17 protein-coding genes are annotated in these 16017 nt (G+C 60.3%); 12 read left to right on the top strand and 5 right to left on the bottom strand.

The window, feature by feature from the left end; all coding sequences use genetic code 11:
• The first annotated feature begins 71 nt into the window (after positions 1 to 71).
• The 3 genes from C6382_RS10085 to C6382_RS10075 all read left to right on the top strand — a co-directional run bounded on the left by C6382_RS10085 (position 72) and on the right by C6382_RS10075 (position 3815).
• Positions 72 to 1133, top strand: coding sequence for a PA0069 family radical SAM protein (locus tag C6382_RS10085; protein ID WP_107024357.1), 1062 nt, complete (start codon positions 72 to 74; stop codon positions 1131 to 1133).
• Positions 1134 to 1377: 244 nt separating this feature from the next.
• Entirely contained in the window at positions 1378 to 2097 is a 720-nt protein-coding gene (locus C6382_RS10080) for a carbonic anhydrase (RefSeq protein WP_107024356.1), read from the top strand.
• A 185-nt stretch (positions 2098 to 2282) separates the two neighbouring features.
• Positions 2283 to 3815 (top strand): SulP family inorganic anion transporter, encoded by a 1533-nt coding sequence (locus C6382_RS10075; RefSeq protein WP_107024355.1) that lies wholly within the window; start codon positions 2283 to 2285, stop codon positions 3813 to 3815.
• Between the two features lie 3 nt (positions 3816 to 3818).
• Here C6382_RS10075 and C6382_RS10070 read toward each other — a convergent pair whose 3' ends face one another.
• Complete coding sequence (locus C6382_RS10070) at positions 3819 to 4460, bottom strand: hypothetical protein (protein WP_107024354.1); 642 nt, start codon at positions 4458 to 4460, stop codon at positions 3819 to 3821.
• Positions 4461 to 4829: 369 nt separating this feature from the next.
• On the opposite strand from C6382_RS10070, the gene coxB reads away from it, so the two are divergent.
• The 4 genes from coxB to C6382_RS10050 are packed head-to-tail and all read left to right on the top strand — an operon-like array spanning position 4830 to position 9093.
• Positions 4830 to 5957: a cytochrome c oxidase subunit II gene (gene coxB, locus C6382_RS10065; RefSeq protein ID WP_107024353.1), complete on the top strand. Its 1128-nt coding sequence runs from the start codon at positions 4830 to 4832 to the stop codon at positions 5955 to 5957.
• A gap of 52 nt (positions 5958 to 6009) precedes the next feature.
• Positions 6010 to 7599: a cytochrome c oxidase subunit I gene (gene ctaD, locus C6382_RS10060; protein WP_107024352.1), complete on the top strand. Its 1590-nt coding sequence runs from the start codon at positions 6010 to 6012 to the stop codon at positions 7597 to 7599.
• Positions 7600 to 7623: 24 nt separating this feature from the next.
• Complete coding sequence (locus tag C6382_RS10055; protein WP_107024351.1) at positions 7624 to 8193, top strand: cytochrome c oxidase assembly protein; 570 nt, start codon at positions 7624 to 7626, stop codon at positions 8191 to 8193.
• Between the two features lie 12 nt (positions 8194 to 8205).
• The gene (locus C6382_RS10050; protein ID WP_107024350.1) at positions 8206 to 9093 is read left to right on the top strand and encodes a cytochrome c oxidase subunit 3; all 888 of its coding nucleotides are present in this window, start codon (positions 8206 to 8208) and stop codon (positions 9091 to 9093) included.
• Positions 9094 to 9099: 6 nt separating this feature from the next.
• Here C6382_RS10050 and C6382_RS10045 read toward each other — a convergent pair whose 3' ends face one another.
• Positions 9100 to 9303 (bottom strand): twin transmembrane helix small protein, encoded by a 204-nt coding sequence (locus tag C6382_RS10045; protein ID WP_028942629.1) that lies wholly within the window; start codon positions 9301 to 9303, stop codon positions 9100 to 9102.
• Between the two features lie 63 nt (positions 9304 to 9366).
• Here C6382_RS10045 and C6382_RS10040 point away from each other — a divergent pair, with 63 nt between their 5' ends.
• From C6382_RS10040 to C6382_RS10020, 5 genes are read left to right on the top strand one after another with little or no spacing between them, the layout of a single operon-like run.
• Positions 9367 to 10107, top strand: a complete 741-nt coding sequence (locus C6382_RS10040) for an SURF1 family protein (protein WP_107024349.1) — start codon at positions 9367 to 9369, stop codon at positions 10105 to 10107.
• On the top strand, positions 10073 to 10666 hold the full coding sequence (locus C6382_RS10035) for a hypothetical protein (protein WP_107024348.1): 594 nt from the start codon (positions 10073 to 10075) through the stop codon (positions 10664 to 10666). The genes C6382_RS10040 and C6382_RS10035 overlap by 35 nt, the downstream gene beginning before the upstream one ends.
• 9 nt (positions 10667 to 10675) lie before the next feature.
• Complete coding sequence (locus tag C6382_RS10030) at positions 10676 to 11752, top strand: heme A synthase (protein ID WP_107024347.1); 1077 nt, start codon at positions 10676 to 10678, stop codon at positions 11750 to 11752.
• Complete coding sequence (gene cyoE, locus C6382_RS10025; RefSeq protein WP_107024346.1) at positions 11737 to 12636, top strand: heme o synthase; 900 nt, start codon at positions 11737 to 11739, stop codon at positions 12634 to 12636. Before C6382_RS10030 ends, cyoE begins: the two co-directional genes overlap by 16 nt.
• A complete protein-coding gene (locus C6382_RS10020; RefSeq protein ID WP_107024345.1) occupies positions 12633 to 13265 on the top strand; it encodes an SCO family protein in 633 nt (210 codons plus the stop codon). The genes cyoE and C6382_RS10020 overlap by 4 nt, the downstream gene beginning before the upstream one ends.
• Before the next feature lie 64 nt (positions 13266 to 13329).
• Here C6382_RS10020 and C6382_RS10015 read toward each other — a convergent pair whose 3' ends face one another.
• The 3 genes from C6382_RS10015 to C6382_RS10005 all read right to left on the bottom strand — a co-directional run bounded on the left by C6382_RS10015 (position 13330) and on the right by C6382_RS10005 (position 15841).
• Entirely contained in the window at positions 13330 to 14100 is a 771-nt protein-coding gene (locus tag C6382_RS10015) for a MetQ/NlpA family ABC transporter substrate-binding protein (protein WP_107024344.1), read from the bottom strand.
• Between the two features lie 62 nt (positions 14101 to 14162).
• Positions 14163 to 14834 (bottom strand): methionine ABC transporter permease, encoded by a 672-nt coding sequence (locus tag C6382_RS10010; RefSeq protein ID WP_038605236.1) that lies wholly within the window; start codon positions 14832 to 14834, stop codon positions 14163 to 14165.
• Positions 14834 to 15841: a methionine ABC transporter ATP-binding protein gene (locus C6382_RS10005; RefSeq protein ID WP_107024343.1), complete on the bottom strand. Its 1008-nt coding sequence runs from the start codon at positions 15839 to 15841 to the stop codon at positions 14834 to 14836. The genes C6382_RS10010 and C6382_RS10005 overlap by 1 nt, the downstream gene beginning before the upstream one ends.
• Positions 15842 to 16017 lie beyond the last annotated feature (176 nt).

The raw sequence follows: 16017 nt of genomic DNA, 5'->3' as shown, positions 1-16017 counted from the left end.
GCTCAGCGGTACTGGAAACTTGAACTCACCCCGAGTACTGTACATAAAAACAGTATTCGGGATGTCTATTGATGTTCACTCCTCAAGGACCGCTACGGGGGCGTGGCACCACCAACAACCCCCACAACCGCTTCGCCCCTCATCGTACGGTAGTCGAAGATGACGGCTGGTACCAGGAAGTGCCGCTGACCCAAGGTACCGAGGTGCGCAGCGAAACTGCCAAGAGCATCATCACCCGCAACAGCTCACCCGACCTGCCCTTCGACCGCTCGATCAATCCTTATCGCGGTTGTGAGCACGGCTGCATCTACTGTTATGCGCGGCCCAGTCATGCCTATTGGGACTTGTCCCCCGGGCTGGACTTCGAAACCAGGCTGATCGCTAAGACCAACGCCGCTGAAGTGCTGGAGCAGCAACTGAGCAAGCCAGGTTATGTCTGCGCGCCGATCAACCTGGGGTCCAACACCGACCCTTACCAGCCCATCGAACGCGAGCAGAAGCTGACCCGACGTTTGCTGGAAGTACTGCTGCGCTATCGTCATCCGGTCACCATTGTCACCAAGGGGGCGCTGATCCTGCGTGACCTGGACCTGCTCGTCGAATTGGCGCAGCAACGGTTGGTCGCGGTGATGATCAGCCTCACCACGCTCGATGACGAGCTCAAGCGCACCCTGGAGCCGCGAGCTGCCGCGCCCAAGGCCCGATTGCGGGCGATTCGGGTACTTAGCGAGGCCGGTATTCCTGTGGGGGTGTTGTGTTCGCCGATGATCCCGATGATCAACGACAGTGAGCTGGAGCATCTGCTGGAGGCTGCCAAGGCCAATGGAGCCCTGAATGCCGCCTACATGATGTTGCGCCTGCCGTTGGAGGTCGCGCCATTGTTTGAACAATGGTTACAGGATCACTACCCGCAGCGGGCCAATCATGTGTTGAGTTTGATCCGCCAGAGTCGTGGCGGCGAGTTGTACGACAGCCGCTTCGGTGCGCGCATGAGCGGTGAAGGGGTATTTGCCGAGTTGCTGGCGCAGCGCTTTCGCAAAGCGATTCGTCGACTCGGGTTGAACCAGCGCGAAGGCTACTCGCTTGATTGCTCGGCGTTCTGTCCGCCTGGTAGGCAGATGTCACTGCTTTGACTTCAATACTGGGTATTGGCCATTGATGTTTTTTTGATATTATCCCTGCAACTCTTTGAATTCCTGAAACGCCCGTTCTAGAGCCTTGCAATTCAGTTTGAGTTAAGTTTCACCGAGTAGCGTAGGAATTCAGCCAGCAACTGATGTGATTGTTGGTGCGCGTCATACATCCAAATGTCATGCGCTGTTTGAATCATCAACCCGGTAAAATGGACTTAACCTAAAACGTCAAAGAGGATGAAGCATGCCCGTCAAGGACCCATCCAAGGCCGCTCCGGAAGTACCCGCCGAGAGCGCCGATGCTGCCCTGAAGCATATCGTCGACGGCTTTTTGCGGTTTCACCACGACGTCTTCCCTGAACAGCAGGAGTTGTTCAAGAAGCTCGCCACCGCACAAACGCCTCGTGCGATGTTCATCACCTGCGCCGACTCGCGCATCGTGCCCGAGTTGATTACCCAGAGTTCTCCCGGCGACCTGTTCGTCACCCGTAACGTGGGCAACGTCGTACCGCCCTACGGGCAGATGAACGGCGGTGTATCCACCGCTATCGAATATGCGGTCCTGGCCCTTGGTGTACATCACATCATCATTTGCGGTCATTCCGATTGTGGTGCCATGCGCGCAGTGCTCAATCCCCAGAGCCTCGAGAAGATGCCGACGGTCAAGGCCTGGCTGCGCCATGCCGAAGTCGCCCGTACGGTGGTCGAGGACAACTGCTCTTGCGGCAGCGAGCATGAAAGCATGCAGGTGCTGACCAAGGAAAACGTCATTGCCCAGCTGCACCACCTGCGCACTCACCCTTCGGTAGCCTCGCGCCTGGCGGCCGGCCAGCTTTATATCCATGGCTGGATCTATGACATCGAAACCAGCCAGATCGAGGCCTACGACGCCGCAAGCGACAGTTTCCTGCCCCTGGCCGCAGGCCAGCCGATCCCTTGCGCAACCCCGAAAGGACGCTACTAAGCGTCCCTGAAACCCCCGCGACACGCTGATTGACGGCTGCACCTGCCTGGTGCGGCCTGGTCATCGGCTGCCTTGAATTTCCCTGACTGACTTGCCGGCGTGCTGGCGGTTTGCGCCTGCTCGTGTGTCAGGGGTGTGCCATCGGCCATAGGAATGGCCGTGAACTTGAGAGAAGGAGTGACACGGTGAACAAGACACAGATCAAAGCGGCATTGCCGCGTGAATTGCTGGCCTCGGTAGTGGTGTTTCTGGTCGCCCTGCCGCTGTGCATGGGTATCGCCATTGCCTCGGGCATGCCGCCAGCCAAAGGCCTGATCACCGGGATCATTGGCGGTATCGTGGTCGGTTGGCTAGCTGGCTCGCCGTTACAGGTCAGTGGTCCGGCGGCTGGCCTGGCGGTGCTGGTGTTTGAGCTGGTGCGCCAACAGGGTGTGGCGATGCTCGGGCCGATCCTGCTGCTGGCCGGTTTGCTGCAACTGCTGGCTGGGCGTTTACGCCTCGGCTGCTGGTTCCGGGTCACGGCGCCGGCAGTGGTCTACGGCATGCTTGCCGGTATCGGTGTGCTGATCGTGCTGTCGCAAGTGCATGTGATGTTCGACAGCGCACCGCAGCCGTCAGGCCTTGCCAATCTGCTGGGCTTTCCTGCAACGCTCAGCCAGGCACTACCGCTGGAAAGCCAGGGCAATGGCTGGAAGGCCGCGGCGTTGGGGTTTGGCACCATCGCGGTGATGTGGAGCTGGGAGCGCTTGCGCCCGCAGTCGTTGCGTTTTGTCCCCGGGGCATTGCTCGGTGTGGCGTTGATGACGGCGCTCAGTCTGTGGCTGGCATTGCCGGTCAACCGTGTTCAGGTGCCTGCTGACCTGAGCCAGGCCATCGACTGGCTGCAGCCGGCTGACCTGCTCAGCCTCGCCGACCCGAATCTGCTGGTTGCCGCCTTCGCCCTGGCCTTCATCGCCAGTGCCGAGACCTTGCTCTCTGCTGCTGCCGTGGACCGTATGCACAATGGTCAGCGCTCGGACTTCGACCGTGAACTGTCGGCGCAAGGTGTCGGCAACATGCTTTGTGGTGTGCTCGGCGCGTTGCCGATGACTGGCGTGATTGTGCGTAGCTCGGCCAACGTTCAGGCTGGTGCCCGCACGCGGCTGTCGGCGATTCTGCATGGGGTCTGGTTGTTGGCATTTGTGGTGGTGCTCAGCAGCGTGCTGCAACAGATACCGGTGGCGAGCCTGGCGGGTGTGCTGGTGTACACCGGCATCAAACTGGTCGACTTCAAGGCTTTCCGTGGCCTGGGCCGCTATGGGCGGATGCCGATGTTTACCTATGCGGCGACAGCACTGGCGATCATCTTCACTGATCTGTTGACCGGTGTGCTGCTTGGCTTCGCCCTGACCTTGCTGAAGCTGGCGCTCAAGGCCGCACGCCTGAAGATCGGTGTGGTCAGCCTCGACGCGCCGGGGCACCTGGAGCTGCGGTTGAGCGGCGCGGCAACCTTTCTCAAGGTGCCGGCGCTGGCTCAGGTACTTGAAGGCATTCCCGCCGGTACCACGCTGCATGTGCCGCTGGCCAACCTGAGCTACATCGATCATTCCTGCCTGGAATTGCTCGAAGATTGGGGGCGGGCCAATGTCGGCAAGGGGTCGCGGTTGCTGATCGAGCAGCGTCGGCTCAAGCGCCGGGTCGAAGGGCGGGTGCGCACCACCGCTGGATTGGGCGCTTGAACCTCAAGCCGACTGATCCAGCCCCACACCCAACTGCCGCGACAGGCACGGCCAGCGCTTCCACGCGGCGCCTGTGTCCGGGCTGCTGAGTTTGTCGCGGTATTGCTCGACCGACTCCAGGGCAAAGCTCTCTTCATTGAGCATCCCATCCACCGAGTGGTGCACCACTTCATCCAGCTGGTTGGCGAATTCTTCGCCGATCAGTTGGTGGGCGATCAGGTTGGCCACGGTGGTGTCCAGCGGGATCAGCGGCTGATTGAAGTGCTTGATATACAGGTCGTTGACTTCCTCCACAAGACGGTGCGCCAGGTAGGCTTCGTCCAGCAGGCATCCCAGGCCCGGATGGGTGTTGGTGATGGCTGGCGGTTGCAGGAAATACTGTTCAGCGATTTTCAGCACCGGCTTGATCTGCGATTCGATACCGGCTTCGCGGGCCACTGCATTGGCGGCCTCGAGCATTTCCGGAACCTGTTCGATGTAGGCGGCGACGAAGCGGGTCAACGCACCTTGGGCATCGCTTTCCGGCAGTTGGATCGAGGGATGCAGGTGCGGCAGTTGTTTGATCAGTTGTTCTTTCAGTTGGCCGGTTTCGGTCTCATGTTGATGGGCACGGGTGATCTGCTCGCGCAAAGCGGCGATGTTCATGACAACTCCAGGGTAAAGACGTGACAAACGGAAGACATAAGGTAGCTCGGTTCTGCAAACCGCTAAGACGTATTTGGCATAACCCGTAACCACTTATAGTCAACGATTATATATAAATGCCATCATTGTGCTCTCACCGCAGATAAACCGGGGCCTGACGCGCAAACGTTCAACTGTGCCAGTTTGAATTCTGCTATCGCATTGCGTGGTCAAGGTCGCTGTCTATACTCCGCTTTGAAAGTGATTCGCTGATGAGGCCCGACTGCAGTTCGCAGGGGCTCGGTCGTCGAAGTTCGCAGTCTTGGCCACCGTACCCTTAGCCGTAGGTCCACGCCTCCGGGATAACAAGAACGATAAGGGGAACCCGCAATGATGCGACATCCACACGTCTGGATGGGCCTCCTGTTGTGGTCGGTATTCGGTCAGGCCAACGCCGCCTGGACCGTGAACATGGCGCCAGGGGCGACTGAAGTCAGCAACGCAGTGTTCGACTTGCACATGATCATCTTCTGGATCTGCGTGATCATCGGCCTGGTGGTCTTTGGCGCAATGTTCTGGTCGATGATCATCCACCGTCGCTCCACCGGCCAGCAGCCTGCGCATTTTCACGAGCACACCTGGGTCGAGATCATGTGGACGGTGGTGCCGTTCCTGATCCTGGTGGCGATGGCTATTCCGGCGACCAAGACCCTGATCGATATCTACGATGCCAGTGAGTCGGATGTGGATATTCAGGTCACCGGTTACCAGTGGAAGTGGCATTACAAATACCTGGGCCAGGACGTCGAGTTCTTCAGCAACCTGGCCACGCCCGCCGAGCAGATCCACAACAAAGCTCCCAAAGACGAGCATTACCTGCTCGAAGTCGATCAGCCACTGGTGTTGCCGGTGGGGGCCAAGGTGCGTTTTCTGGTGACCGCCGCCGACGTCATTCACTCCTGGTGGGTGCCGGCCTTCGCGGTCAAGCGCGATGCCATTCCCGGCTTCGTCAACGAGGCCTGGACCCGGGTCGAGAAGCCCGGCATCTACCGCGGCCAGTGCACTGAACTGTGCGGCAAGGACCATGGCTTCATGCCGGTGGTGGTCGAGGTCAAGTCCAAGGCCGATTACGACACCTGGCTTGCCGAGCGCAAGGCCGAGGCGGCCAAGCTCAAGGAACTGACCAGCAAGGACTGGACCCTGCAAGAGTTGGTCGAGCGTGGTGACAAGGTTTACCACACCGCTTGCGTAGCCTGTCACCAGGCCGAGGGCCAGGGCCTGCCACCGATGTTCCCGGCACTCAAGGGTTCGAAGATCGCCACCGGTCCCAAGGAAGATCACCTGAGCATTGTCTTCCACGGCAAGCCCGGCACGGCCATGGCCGCGTTCGGCAAGCAGCTGTCGGAAGTGGATATCGCCGCCGTGGTGACCTACGAGCGTAACGCCTGGGGCAACAACAAGGGCGACATGGTCACGCCAAAAGACGTGCTGGCGATCAAACAGGCAGAAAGCCAATGAGCCGGCCTGACAGGTATTCCCGCACCAGCCACCGGACTGCAGGAGACAGGACATGAGCGCAGTGATCGACGACCACAGCCACGGTCATGAGCACGCCCACGGACCGGCCAAGGGCCTGATGCGCTGGGTGCTGACCACCAACCACAAAGACATCGGCACTATGTACCTGTGGTTCAGCTTCATGATGTTTTTGCTCGGCGGCTCGTTCGCCATGGTGATCCGCGCCGAGCTGTTCCAGCCTGGCTTGCAGATCGTCCAGCCAGAGTTCTTCAACCAGATGACCACCATGCACGGTTTGGTGATGGTCTTTGGTGCGGTGATGCCGGCCTTCGTCGGCTTGGCCAACTGGATGATCCCGCTGATGATCGGCGCGCCGGACATGGCCTTGCCGCGAATGAACAACTTCAGCTTCTGGCTGTTACCGGCGGCCTTCCTGCTGCTGGTGTCGACCCTGTTCATGCCCGGCGGCGGACCGAACTTCGGCTGGACCTTCTATGCGCCACTGTCGACCACCTACGCGTCGGAAAGCGTGACCTTCTTTATCTTCGCCATCCACCTGATGGGTATCAGTTCGATCATGGGCGCGATCAACGTCATCGCCACCATCCTCAACCTGCGTGCCCCCGGCATGACCCTGATGAAAATGCCGCTGTTCGTCTGGACCTGGCTGATCACCGCCTTCTTGTTGATTGCGGTAATGCCGGTGCTGGCCGGTGTGGTGACCATGATGCTGATGGACATTCACTTCGGCGCCAGCTTCTTCAGTGCTGCCGGTGGCGGTGACCCGGTGTTGTTCCAGCATGTGTTCTGGTTCTTCGGTCACCCCGAGGTGTACATCATGATCCTGCCGGCGTTCGGCGCGGTCAGCTCGATCATCCCGGCGTTCTCGCGCAAACCGTTGTTCGGCTACACCTCAATGGTTTACGCCACCGGCGCAATTGCCTTCCTGTCCTTTATTGTCTGGGCGCACCACATGTTCGTGGTCGGCATTCCAGTGGTCGGCGAGCTGTTCTTCATGTACGCCACCATGCTGATCGCGGTGCCGACCGGGGTGAAGGTGTTCAACTGGGTCAGCACTATGTGGGAAGGCTCGCTGACCTTCGAGACGCCGATGCTGTTCGCTATCGCCTTCGTCATTCTTTTCACCATTGGTGGCTTCTCCGGGTTGATGCTGGCCATCGCCCCGGCGGACTTCCAGTATCACGATACCTACTTCGTGGTTGCCCACTTCCATTACGTGTTGGTGCCTGGCGCAATCTTCGGGATTTTTGCCTCAGCCTATTACTGGCTGCCAAAGTGGACCGGGCACATGTACGACGAAACCCTGGGCAAGCTGCATTTCTGGCTGTCGTTCGTCGGCATGAACATGGCCTTCTTCCCCATGCACTTCGTCGGCCTGGCCGGCATGCCGCGCAGGATTCCGGACTACAACCTGCAGTTCGCCGACTTCAACATGGTCTCCTCGATCGGTGCCTTTACCTTCGGCGCCACGCAGATCTTCTTTCTGTTCATCGTCATCAAATGCATTCGCGGCGGTGCTCCGGCACCGGCCAAACCCTGGGATGGTGCCGAGGGGCTGGAGTGGTCGGTGCCGTCACCGGCGCCCTATCACACCTTCCAGACCCCACCGGAAGTGAAATGAACGGCCAACGCCGGAGGATAAGCCATGAGTGAAGGGACCTCGCTCAAACGCCTGGTGTTGCGGCTGATGCTGCTGACCGTGGTGATGTTCGCGTTCGGCTTTGCCCTGGTGCCGATCTACGACGTGATGTGCAAGGCGTTCGGCATCAATGGCAAGACCGGCGGGCAGTATGCAGGCAGCCAGGTCAGCGATATGAACCGCAGCGTCAAGGTGCAGTTCATGTCGACCAATGCCAGCGACATGGTCTGGGAGTTCTATTCCACTGCCGATCAGATCGACGTCAATCCCGGTGCGGTCAACCAGATGGTGTTCATCGCCCGAAATCCGACGGACAAGCCGATGAGCGCTCAGGCGATTCCGAGCATCACCCCGGCGCAGGCCGCGGCGTATTTCCACAAGACCGAATGCTTCTGCTTCACCCAGCAGGTGCTGCAACCGGGAGAGCGCATCGAAATGCCGGTGCGCTTCATCGTCGACCGCGACCTGCCCAAGGATGTGAAACACCTGACGCTGGCTTACACGCTGTTCGATATCACCGCTCGCCACCCGCCGGTTGCACACCTGGCGGGCCAGGTCACACAGGGCGCCCGATAAGGAGAACACTCAATGGCTTCGCATGAGCACTATTACGTACCGGCGCAAAGCAAGTGGCCGATCATTGCCACGATCGGCATGTTCATCACGGTGTTCGGCCTGGGTACCTGGTTCAACGACCTCAAGGCCGGGCGCCCCGAATCCCATGGGCCGTGGATCTTTTTCCTGGGGGCACTGTTCCTGGCCTACATGTTCTTCGGCTGGTTTGGCGCGGTGATCAAGGAGAGCCGTGCCGGGCTTTACAGCCCGCAGCTGGACCGCTCGTTCCGTTGGGGCATGTCCTGGTTCATCTTTTCCGAGGTGATGTTCTTCATCGCCTTCTTTGGTGCGCTGTTTTATGTGCGCAACCTGGCCGGGCCCTGGTTGGGCGGTGAAGGCGCCAAGGGTGTGACGCACATGCTCTGGCCGAATTTCGAGTTTGCCTGGCCGCTGCTTAACACGCCGGATCCCAAGCTGTTTCCGCCGCCCAGAGAAGTCATCGATCCGTGGCACCTGCCGCTGATCAACACCATTTTGCTGGTCAGCTCCAGCGTCACGGTAACCATTGCCCACCACGCGCTGCGCAAGGATCACCGCGGCGCACTCAAGTTCTGGTTGGGGCTGACCATTGCGCTTGGCATCGGCTTTCTGGTGCTACAGGCCTACGAGTATCACGAGGCCTATACCGAGTTGGGCCTGACCCTGGGCTCGGGTATCTACGGTGCGACTTTTTTCATTCTCACGGGCTTCCATGGCGCCCACGTGACCATGGGTACCCTGATTCTGTTCGTGATGCTGGTGCGGATCATGCGTGGGCACTTCAACCCGGACAAACACTTCGGCTTCGAGGCGGCCAGCTGGTACTGGCACTTTGTTGATGTGGTCTGGGTGGGGCTGTTTATCTTCGTTTACGTGCTGTAGCCATGTTCAGAACGGCGCGTGGGACACCAACTGGCCGCTATAGAAGCCCCAGGTGATCAGCGCCAGAGTCAGCGCAGCCAATGTGACCCGTACGGTCAGGGCTTTGAGCAGACGCGTGGAATGTCCGTCGTCCTTGACCAGAAAGAACAGGCCACTGAACAGGCTGGCGATGGTGGCCAGCAGCATCAGGACAATCGCGGCTTTAAGCATGGCGAAACTCCGGGGGGATGCATCGATGACCTTAAGTATAGCGACCGAGCATGGGGTGACCGGGTGAAGCCATTTCGCCCAGGTTGGGTGCCGACTCTGGTGGTGCTGATGCTGTTGCCCGGGCTGGTTGCGCTGGGCTGCTGGCAGTTGGCGCGGGCGCAGGAAAAGCACGAGTTGCTTGCCAGTTATGCCGATCGCCAGGCCGGTGAAGCCTTGGGCGCCGCACAGCTGCCTCAACTGAAGGACCCGGCTTATCGCCGGGTGCACCTGTTCGGTCAGTTCGATGCCGAGCACAGCCTGTTGCTGGACAACCGCATGCGCGATGGCCAGGTCGGCGTCGAACTGCTGCAACCCTTTCTCGATCAGGCCAGCGGGCTCTGGCTGCTGGTCAATCGTGGCTGGCTGCCGTGGCCGGACCGGCGTATCCCGGTGCAGTTCAGCACCCCGGCACAGGCATTGAGCCTGGATGCCTGGGTGTACGTCGCCCCCGGGGCCACCTTCCAATTGCATGCCGATCCGCAAGGCGGCAGTTGGCCGCGTCTGTTGACAGCCATTGATGCCAGCCATCTGTGGTCGCAGTTGTCGCGTGAAGGCTTCGCTTACGAATTGCGTCTGGAGCCGGGCCCGGCCAGCTACCGGCTGGACTGGCCGGTAGTCGCCACGGGCCCGGAAAAACACCTGGGCTACGCCGTGCAGTGGTTCGCCCTGGCGCTGGCGTTGGTCCTGCTTTACCTCTACTTCGGCTGGCATAACGACAAGGAGAAACAGCATGGGAGCCGTCACGAGTCCACTCAACATGTCTGAAGGCAAGGCGCCGACCGGGCGCGCTCGCGGGCGCCTGCAACTGATCCTGATCCTGCTGGTAGTCCTCGGCCCGATGCTGCTGGCCACCGCCATGTACAAGCTGCAATTCTGGGTGCCCGAGAGTCGTAGCTATCACGGTGAAATGCTCGGCAATGGCCAGAGCCGTGCCGACCTCGGAGTCAGCGCCGATGAGCAGCGCTGGCAGCTACTGGTCAGCACCCCCAGGGACTGCGGGCTGGATTGCCAACAACTGGTGTACCTGGCACGACAGATCCAGATTGGTCTGGGGCGTGATGCCAGTCGCGCCAGCCACGCCTTGGCCATGGCACAACCGCTGGGGGCTGACTACCAGGCCCGACTCGATCGTGAATACCCACAGCTGCAACGCTATCCGCTGGACCTGAGCAAGTACGGTGACGTGAGTCAGGGCAAGCAGGATGCGCAGCTGTGGATCGTCGACCCTCACGGCAACCTGGTGCTGCGCTACGACGCCAGGGTCAAGGGCAAGGATTTGCTCAATGACCTGCGCCACCTGCTGAAACTGTCCAACATTGGGTAGGACATCACCATGGCCAGACCTGGATTTCGCCTTGCTGTGTTTGCCACCCTGCTGGCACTGGTGGTTGTCCTGCTCGGTGCCTACACCCGCCTCACCCACGCTGGCCTTGGTTGTCCGGACTGGCCGGGCTGCTACGGCTTCATCAGCGTACCCAAGACCGAAGCGCAGTTGGCGCATGCCGAGCTGCACTTCCCCGATACGCCGGTAGAGGAGCACAAGGGCCGCAACGAAATGGTCCATCGCTACTTTGCGGGCACTTTGGCCCTGGTGATCACCCTGCTCGCCTGGCAGGCCTGGCGTCGCCATGGCCGCGACGGCCAGCCGTATCGCCTGCCCTTGCTGACGCTTGGTGTGGTGTTTGCCCAGGCGGCCTTTGGCATGTGGACGGTGACCCTAAAGTTGTGGCCGCAGGTGGTTACTGCACATCTATTAGGCGGCTTTGCCACCTTGAGCCTGTTGTTCTTGTTGAGCTTGCGCCTATCGCGGGCGTTTGCTCCGCTGCCCAAGCTGCCGTTGAGTGTGCGCCGGGTGGCGGCACTGGCATTGCTGGTGGTGATCGGCCAGATCGCCCTGGGCGGTTGGGTTAGCGCCAACTACGCGGCCGTGGCCTGTATCGATCTACCCACCTGTCATGGTCAGTGGTGGCCACAAGCGGATTTCGCCAACGGCTTTCACCTTACCCAGCACATTGGTCCCAACTACCTGGGCGGGCAGCTGGACAGTGATGCACGTACCGCAATTCATCTAAGCCACCGCATGGGCGCGTTGCTGGTGACCTGTGTGCTGTTGATGCTGAGCTGGAAGTTGCATCGTCATGGATTAAGCAAACTCGCCCGTCTGGTGCTTCTGGCACTGGCGGTACAGATCGGCTTGGGCATCAGCAATGTGCTGTTCCAGCTGCCATTGCCGGTGGCCGTGGCCCATAACGCTGGGGGCGCCATGTTGTTGCTGTGCATGGTGCTGGTCAATTACCGCATTCGCCTGGTGGCCAAGGTTCGCCGGGTTAGCCAGGGCTGGCGCTTGACCCCGCTGGGCAGTGGCGGTGTCGTTCATTATCTGGGAGATAACTCATGGCGACGCTTTTAAGCGGACGCAGGCTGCAGGCGGGTTGGCGCGACTATCTGGAGCTGACCAAGCCCAAGGTTGTGGTGCTGATGCTGATCACGTCCCTGGTTGGCATGTTTCTCGCCACCCGCGCAGGTGTGCCCTGGAGCGTCTTGCTGTTCGGCAACCTGGGTATTGCCTGCTGCGCCGGTGCCGCCGCAGTGGTCAATCATGTGGTGGACCGACGTATTGATGCATTGATGGCCCGCACGCACAAACGCCCCATCGCCGAAGGCCGGGTAGCGCCCGCTGCCGCCTTGATCTTTGCTCTGCTGCTGGCGCTGCTGGGCATGGCCTTGCTGCTGGTCTTTACCAACGCCCTCACCGCCTGGCTGACCCTGGCCTCGCTGCTCGGATATGCGGTGATTTACACCGGCTTTCTCAAACGTGCCACGCCGCAAAACATCGTGATCGGCGGGCTGGCCGGCGCGGCGCCGCCGTTGCTGGGCTGGGTGGCGGTCAGTGGCCATATCAGTGCTGAGCCACTGCTGCTGGTGCTGATCATTTTCGCCTGGACCCCGCCACATTTCTGGGCCTTGGCCATTCACCGCAAGCAAGAGTACGCCAAGGCGGATATCCCGATGTTGCCGGTGACCCACGGCGAGCACTACACCAAGGTGCACATCCTGCTTTACACCCTGGTATTGCTCGCAGTCAGCCTGCTGCCCTACGTCATTCACATGAGCGGGCCGCTCTACCTGGTCTGTGCTCTGGCGCTGGGCGCGCGCTTCCTGCAATGGGCCTGGGTGTTGTACCGTGGCAGTCAGCCGCATGCGGCGATCAAGACCTTCAAGTACTCTGTCTGGTACCTGTTGCTGTTGTTCATCGCCCTGCTTGTTGATCACTACCTACTGTTGAACCTATGACTCGAACCCAGAAAACCGTCTTCATCCTCGTTGCCCTGGTCGCCGTGATCCTTGGGCTTACTGTCAACAAGGTGCTCAATGGCCGCAGTGAGGGTAACCCGACCGAACTGATCGATGCCGGCATCATTCTGCTGCCGCAGAGCCGCACGGTGCCTGCGCTGGAAATGACCGATGAGAACGGTCAACCTGTGCGGATGGATGAACTCAAGGGCAAGTGGTCGCTGCTGTTCTTCGGCTACACCTTTTGCCCGGACATCTGCCCGACCACGCTGGCGCAATTGCGTCAGGTGAAAAGCGAGTTGCCTAAAGATGCCGTGGAGCGGCTGCAGGTGGTGTTGGTCAGCGTTGACCCGAACCGCGATACACCGACCCAGCTCAAACAGTATCTGGGGTACTTCGACAAGGATTTTCGCGGCGTGACCGGTTCACTGGAAAACCTGCAGAAACTGGCCAATGCAGTGAGTATTCCGTTCATTCCGGCTGATACCAGCAAGCCGAACTATACGGTTGATCACAGCGGCAACCTGGCGCTGCTGGGGCCGGATGGCAAGCAGCGCGGGTTTATTCGTGCGCCGTTCAACAATCAGAAGCTGGTGGCTCAACTGCCTGGGTTGGTCAAGCGGGACTGAAAGCATCGCGGGGCAAGCCCGCTCCCACTGTGGGAGCGGGCTTGCCCCGCGATAGAGTGTTGAATCAGAACGCCGGCTTGACCGCGCCCTTGTACTTCTCTTCGATGAACTTCTTCACTTCCGGGGTGTGCAGGGCTGCAACCAGCTTCTTCACCGCCTCGGCATCTTTGTTGTCTTCGCGAGTGACCAGGATGTTCACATAGGGCGAGTCGCTGCCTTCGATGACCAGTGCGTCTTTCTCAGGGTTCAGCTTGGCTTCCAGCGCGTAGTTGGTGTTGATCAGCGCCAGATCGACCTGGGTCAGCACACGCGGAATGGTCGCCGCTTCCAGCTCACGGAACTTGAGGTTCTTGCCATTCTCGACGATGTCTTTGACGGTCGAGAGGATGTTGGTGTTGTCCTTGAGCTTGATCACACCGGCCTTGTCCAGCAGCAGCAAGGCGCGACCGCCGTTGGTGGCGTCGTTGGGGATTACCACGGTGGCGGTCGATGGCAGCTCATCAAGCTTCTTGTACTTACTTGAGTAGGCGCCCAGCGGCTCCAGGTGCACACCGGCAACGCTGACCAGTTTGGTGCCCTTGGCCTTGTTGAACTCATCCAGGTACGGCTGGTGCTGGAAGAAGTTGGCGTCCAGGCGTTTCTCGGCAACCTGTACGTTCGGCTGGATGTAGTCGGTGAAGACTTTCACCTTCAGGTCCACGCCTTCTTTGGCCAGGGCCGGTTTGACGAACTCGAGGATCTCGGCGTGTGGCACCGGGGTGGCAGCAATGGTCAGGGTCTCGGCCTGGGCGGAGAAGGCCGCAACGGCGGCGACAACAGCAAGCAGCTTTTTCATCAAATCACTCCTTGTGAGGGCCGATCCGGCCCCCGGTGTGTCGGCGTCGCCGACCCATGGGGTTACTTACGGGAAAAATGCACAACCAGTTTGTCGCCCACGCTCTGCAGTACTTGAACCAGGATCAGCAGCAGGACCACGGTGACCACCATCACATCGGTCTGGAAGCGTTGGTAGCCGAAGCGGATGGCCAGGTCACCAAGGCCGCCCGCGCCAACCACACCCGCCATCGCGGTGTAGGACACCAGGGTAATGGCGGTGACGGTGATGGCTGCAAAGATGCCCGGACGGGCCTCAGGCAGCAAGGCATTGGTGATGATCTGGCGGGTAGTGGCGCCCATCGACTGGGTCGCCTCGATAATGCCGCGATCAACCTCACGCAGGGCGGTTTCCACCAGGCGGGCGAAGAATGGCGTAGCCCCCACCACCAGCGGCGGAATAGCCCCGGCGACACCCAGCGAGGTGCCGGTGATCAGCACGGTGAACGGAATCATCACGATCAGCAGGATGATGAACGGCAGCGAGCGCAGCACGTTGACCACCAGCGACAGCAGCGCATACACGCCCTTCTGCTCGAACAACTGGCGCGGGCCGCAGAGAAACAGCAGCACGCCCAATGGCAGGCCAAGCAGCACGGTGAAGAACAGCGAGCCGAACAGCATGATCATGGTGTCGATGGTCGCCAGCCAGATTTCGGCCCAGTCGACGTTGGCAAAGAAACTCAAGGCGTCCATTAACGCAGTACCTCCATATGAACATCAGCCGCCGTGAAGCGGGCGAAGGCCGCCTCCATGTCGCCGCCAGTGACGGCCAGGGTCAGCTGCCCATACGGGGTGTCTTTGATACGGTCGATGCGGCCAGCGAGGATGCTGTAGTCCACGCCGGTTTCGCGGGCTACGGTGCCCAGCAGCGGTGCGTAGGTGGAATCGCCCTGGAACGTCAGGCGCACGATGCGGCCCGGTACATGGGCGAAGTCGTCGCGCTGTTCGTTCTCGTCGATCTGCTCGTCTTCCTGGACGAAGCGCTTGGTGGTCGGGTGCTGCGGATGCAGGAACACATCGGCCACCGGCCCTTGCTCGACGATCTGCCCGGCGTCCATGACCGCAACCCGATCACAGACCCGGCGGATCACGTCCATTTCATGGGTGATCAGCACGATGGTCAGCTTCAGTTCACGGTTGATCTCTGCCAGTAGTTGCAGAACCGAAGCAGTGGTCTGCGGATCGAGCGCGCTGGTGGCTTCGTCGCAGAGCAGGATTTTCGGTTTGGTGGACAAGGCTCGGGCAATGCCGACACGTTGTTTCTGACCACCGGACAACTGCGCCGGATACTTTTTCGCGTGCTCGGACAGGCCGACACGGGCCAGCAGTTCGCTGACGCGCATATCGATTTCCTTGCGCGACAGCTCGCCGGCCAGGGTCAGTGGCAGCGCGACGTTGTCGGCCACGGTCTTGGACGCCAGCAGGTTGAAGTGCTGGAAGATCATTCCGACCTGCTGGCGGAAGCGCCGCAGGTCGTTGGCGTCGAACGCGGTGACATCTTCACCGTCAACGATGATCTTGCCACCACTTGGGGCTTCCAGGCGGTTGATCAGACGCAGCAGGGTACTTTTGCCGGCACCGGAGTGGCCGATCAGCCCGAATACCTGGCCGTTTTCGACACTCAGGTTGGTCGGGTGCAGCGCGGGGATGTCCCTACCGGCGACGCGGTAGGTTTTATGCACATTTTGAAACTCGATCACGTAGCGAACCTTGTGGGGCGCATGAAATTTGGGTCAGCGGTTAGCCGGGGCGCGCATTTTAGCCTGTTCGTATAGAGGTTCTTAGCATTTATTTCGCAATTGACCAATGCTACGGGAATAACGCGATCAGTGGTCAAACCGAATGAACGCTCGCCGGGCCCGCCCTGTATCGGGCG

Origin of the sequence: Pseudomonas sp. BBP2017 (genome assembly GCF_003024385.1) — a bacterium.
In the GTDB taxonomy this organism is placed as follows: domain Bacteria; phylum Pseudomonadota; class Gammaproteobacteria; order Pseudomonadales; family Pseudomonadaceae; genus Aquipseudomonas.
Note: the sequence above shows the minus strand (reverse complement) of the source record. Positions and strands in the feature narration are given on the sequence as shown.

What these genes read in the sequence shown, in the direction of transcription:
- cyoE (WP_107024346.1), top strand. Translation starts at nt 11,737, where the DNA reads ATGGCGACGCTTTTAAGCGGACGCAGGCTGCAGGCGGGTTGGCGCGAC.
- C6382_RS10020 (WP_107024345.1), top strand. Translation starts at nt 12,633, where the DNA reads ATGACTCGAACCCAGAAAACCGTCTTCATCCTCGTTGCCCTGGTCGCC.
- C6382_RS10035 (WP_107024348.1), top strand. Translation starts at nt 10,073, where the DNA reads ATGGGAGCCGTCACGAGTCCACTCAACATGTCTGAAGGCAAGGCGCCG.
- C6382_RS10015 (WP_107024344.1), bottom strand. Translation starts at nt 14,100, where the DNA reads ATGAAAAAGCTGCTTGCTGTTGTCGCCGCCGTTGCGGCCTTCTCCGCC.
- C6382_RS10010 (WP_038605236.1), bottom strand. Translation starts at nt 14,834, where the DNA reads ATGGACGCCTTGAGTTTCTTTGCCAACGTCGACTGGGCCGAAATCTGG.
- ctaD (WP_107024352.1), top strand. Translation starts at nt 6,010, where the DNA reads ATGAGCGCAGTGATCGACGACCACAGCCACGGTCATGAGCACGCCCAC.
- C6382_RS10055 (WP_107024351.1), top strand. Translation starts at nt 7,624, where the DNA reads ATGAGTGAAGGGACCTCGCTCAAACGCCTGGTGTTGCGGCTGATGCTG.
- C6382_RS10045 (WP_028942629.1), bottom strand. Translation starts at nt 9,303, where the DNA reads ATGCTTAAAGCCGCGATTGTCCTGATGCTGCTGGCCACCATCGCCAGC.
- C6382_RS10085 (WP_107024357.1), top strand. Translation starts at nt 72, where the DNA reads ATGTTCACTCCTCAAGGACCGCTACGGGGGCGTGGCACCACCAACAAC.
- C6382_RS10050 (WP_107024350.1), top strand. Translation starts at nt 8,206, where the DNA reads ATGGCTTCGCATGAGCACTATTACGTACCGGCGCAAAGCAAGTGGCCG.
- C6382_RS10030 (WP_107024347.1), top strand. Translation starts at nt 10,676, where the DNA reads ATGGCCAGACCTGGATTTCGCCTTGCTGTGTTTGCCACCCTGCTGGCA.
- coxB (WP_107024353.1), top strand. Translation starts at nt 4,830, where the DNA reads ATGATGCGACATCCACACGTCTGGATGGGCCTCCTGTTGTGGTCGGTA.
- C6382_RS10080 (WP_107024356.1), top strand. Translation starts at nt 1,378, where the DNA reads ATGCCCGTCAAGGACCCATCCAAGGCCGCTCCGGAAGTACCCGCCGAG.
- C6382_RS10070 (WP_107024354.1), bottom strand. Translation starts at nt 4,460, where the DNA reads ATGAACATCGCCGCTTTGCGCGAGCAGATCACCCGTGCCCATCAACAT.